Below are 3,566 nucleotides of genomic sequence, written 5' to 3' on the forward strand. Positions count from 1 at the left end.
GGCACCGGCGGCGCCCTCGGCGATGACGCCCAGCAGGGCGCCGACCTCAACGTTCGCGCCTTCCGGAGCGACGATTTCCGCCAGCGTGCCGGCGATGGACGCGTTCACCTCAAGCGTGACCTTGTCGGTCTCCAGCTCGACCAGCGCCTCGTCCATGGCGACGCTGTCGCCGGCCTTCTTCAGCCAGCGGGCCACGGTCGCCTCGGACACGGACTCACCCAGCGTGGGGACCTTGATGTCGGTAGCCATTTTTATCCTCGTTTGTCTTTTTTCGTTCGCTTGGGTGATCGGGTCAGCGGACCGTCAGCGCGTCGTCCAGAAGCTTCGCCTGCTCCTGGTTGTGCCGCTTCAGCAGGCCGGTGGCCGGCGAGGCGGTGGCCGGGCGGCCGACATAGGCCGGACGGCCGGCCTTGTGGCCGAGGCCGGTCAGCACCGATTCCAGACGACGGTCGACGAAGAACCAGCCGCCCTGGTTTTCCGGCTCTTCCTGGCACCAGACCAGCTCGGCGTTCGGGTACTTGGCGAACTCCTGCTCCAGCGCGTCCTTCGGGAACGGGTAGAGCTGCTCCAGGCGCAGGATGACGACGTCCTTGACGCCGCGGCTCATGCGCTCCTGCAGCAGGTCGTAATAGACCTTGCCGGAGCAGACGACGATGCGGCGGATCTTCTCGTTCGGCGCCAGATCGTTCGCGGTCTCGCCCAGCACGCGGTGGAAGGTGCTGCCCGGGCCCATCTCCGACAGGTCGGAGATGCACAGCTTGTGGCGCAGCAGCGACTTCGGCGTGAACAGGATCAGCGGCTTGCGGAAGCTGCGGCGGATCTGGCGGCGGAAGACGTGGAACAGGTTGGCCGGCGTCGTGACGTTGCAGATCTGCCAGTTGTCCTCGGCGCACATCTGCAGGAAGCGTTCCGGACGGGCCGACGAATGCTCCGGGCCCTGGCCTTCGTAGCCGTGCGGCAGCAGCATCACCAGGCCGGACATGCGCAGCCACTTGGACTCGCCCGACGAGATGAACTGGTCGATGATGGTCTGGGCGGTGTTGGCGAAGTCGCCGAACTGCGCCTCCCACAGGACCAAGTCATGCGGCTCGGCCAGCGAGAAGCCGTATTCGTAGCCGACGACCGCGGCCTCCGACAGCGGGCTGTCATGGACCTCGAAGGTGGCCTGGTCCGCGCTCAGCCGGGTGAGCGGGATGTACTTCTCTTCGGTGTTCTGGTCGTACATCACCGCGTGGCGGTGCGAGAAGGTGCCGCGGCCGGAATCCTGGCCCGACAGGCGGACGCCCGTGCCCTCGACCACCAGCGTGCCGTAGGCCAGCGCCTCGGCGGTCGACCAGTCGATGCCCTCGCCGGTCTCCAGCGTCTTCTTCTTCGCTTCGAGCTGGCGTGCGATCTTGGAGTTGATCGCGAAGTCCTTCGGGTACTGGCAGAGCTTGAACCCGATTTCCTTCAACGTGTCGATGGCGACGCCGGTCTCGCCGCGGTGGGCGGTGTTCTCGTCCTGCGCCTTCAGGCCGGACCACTTGCCTTCCAGCCAGTCGGCCTTGTTCGGCTTGTAGGTGCTGGACGCCTCGAACTCGCCCTCCAGCTTCTTCATGAAGTCCTGGCTGATCTGGTCACCCTCGGCCTGGGTGATGACGTTCTCGTCGACCAGCTGCTTGGCGTAGAGATCGCGCGTCGTCGCGTGGGCGCGGATCTTCTTGTACATCAGGGGCTGGGTGAAGCCCGGCTCGTCGCCCTCGTTGTGGCCGTGGCGGCGGTAGCACACCATGTCGATCACGACGTCCCGCTTGAACTTCTGGCGGAACTCGATGGCGATGCGGCTGACATGGACCACCGATTCGGGGTCGTCGCCGTTCACGTGGAAGATCGGCGCCTGCACCATCTTGGCCATGTCGGAGCAGTACACGCCCGACCGCGAGTAGGTCGGGTTGGTGGTGAAGCCGATCTGGTTGTTGATGATGAAGTGCATGGTGCCGCCGGTGCGGTAGCCGCGCAGCTCCGACAGGCCCAGCGTCTCGGCCACGATGCCCTGGCCGGCGAAGGCGGCGTCGCCGTGGATCAGCAGGCCCATGACCTGCTCGCGCTCCAGGTCGCGGCGCTGCTGCTGCTTGGCGCGCACCTTGCCCAGCACGACCGGGTTGACCCATTCCAGGTGGGACGGGTTGGCGGTCAGCGACAGGTGGACGATGTTGCCGTTGAAGTCGCGGTCCGACGAGGTGCCGAGATGGTACTTCACGTCGCCCGAGCCCTGGACGTCCTGCGGGCTCGACGGGTTGCCCTGGAACTCGGAGAAGACCGCCGAGAAGGGCTTGCCCATGAAGTTGGTCAGCACGTTCAGACGGCCGCGGTGGGCCATGCCGACGACCACTTCCTTCAGGCCGAGCTGGCCGCCGCGCTTGAGGATCTGCTCCAGCGCCGGGATCATCGACTCGCCGCCCTCAAGGCCGAAGCGCTTGGTGCCGGTGTATTTGAGCTGCAGGAACTTCTCGAAGCCCTCGGCCGCGGTCAGGCGCTCCAGGATGGCGCGCTTGCCGTTGACGGTGAAATCGGTGTGGTTGCGGCCGCCCTCGATGCGCTCCTGGATCCAGGCCTTCTCTTCCGGGTCCTGGATGTGCATGAACTCGACGCCGATCGTCCCGCAATAGGTCTTGTGCAGGATGTCGAGGATCTGGCGCAGCGTCGCCGTTTCCAGGCCGAGCGAGTAGTTCAGGAAGATCGGACGGTCGAGGTCGCCCGGGCCGAAGCCGTAGGTCGCCGGATCGAGTTCCGGGTGCGGCTCGCGCTTTTCCAGGCCCAGCGGGTCGAAATGCGCGTTCATGTGGCCGCGGACGCGGAAGACGCGGATCAGCATCAGGGCGCGGATGCTGTCCAGCGTGGCCGCGCGCAGCTGCTGGTGGCTGATGCCGCCATAGACCTGCTGGGTGTGGGCCAGCATGGCGCCGTTGCCCGGACCTTCCAGCGCCGCGGCGTTGCCGTTCGAGGGAGCGGCGCCGTTGACGACGAAGCTCTCCGCGATCGGGTCGCGCTTGGACTTGGGGTCTTCCAGATCGGACATGGTCCAGGATGCGCCGCGCAGCTCGTCGAGGACGGCGCGCGAATCCTCATCCAGGTCCTTGAAGAAGCCGTTCCAGCTGGGATCGACATTGGTCGGATCGGCCAGGAAGCGGGCGTAGAGTTCGGCGACGTAACCGGCGTTCGATCCGAAGAGGAACGAGGTCTGCTCCAAATTTGCCGACATGGTTTCACCTCGGGCTGTACACCCGGTTCCCTGTGGGAGATTTTTATAAGGGGACAGGGCAAGCGGCCGTCGATGTCCCGTGTGCGAACGGAACCCGGCGACCGCCGGCCCGGAAGGCTCTTAACCGGCGGAGGGCCGAAACCTCCCGCCGGTCGGCGTCAGCATTGCAGCGCCGTCCCCGGAGCGTCGGCCCCGGGGATGGCGCCGCACGGCATCAGCCCTTGAAGACCTTCAGCATGGTCGAACCCAGCGAGGCGGGGCTGTCGGCGACGGCGATGCCGACCGACTTCATGAAGTCGATCTTGAAGTCGGCGGTGTCGTTGCC

Annotated in this window: 2 protein-coding genes and 1 pseudogene; all 3 read right to left on the bottom strand. The window is 66.1% G+C overall.

Annotated features, from left to right (window positions below; translation table 11 throughout):
- Positions 1-249 (bottom strand): biotin/lipoyl-containing protein (locus TSO352_RS19470; RefSeq protein WP_348770649.1); only part of this gene is annotated, 249 nt, incomplete at its 3' end.
- Between the two features lie 43 nt (positions 250-292).
- Complete coding sequence (locus tag TSO352_RS19475; RefSeq protein ID WP_109108926.1) at positions 293-3,241, bottom strand: 2-oxoglutarate dehydrogenase E1 component; 2,949 nt, start codon at positions 3,239-3,241, stop codon at positions 293-295.
- A gap of 214 nt (positions 3,242-3,455) precedes the next feature.
- Positions 3,456-3,566, bottom strand: a pseudogene (locus tag TSO352_RS34035) (succinate--CoA ligase subunit alpha); the annotation flags it as partial.

The organism is Azospirillum sp. TSO35-2, from assembly GCF_003116095.1.
In the GTDB taxonomy this organism is placed as follows: domain Bacteria; phylum Pseudomonadota; class Alphaproteobacteria; order Azospirillales; family Azospirillaceae; genus Azospirillum.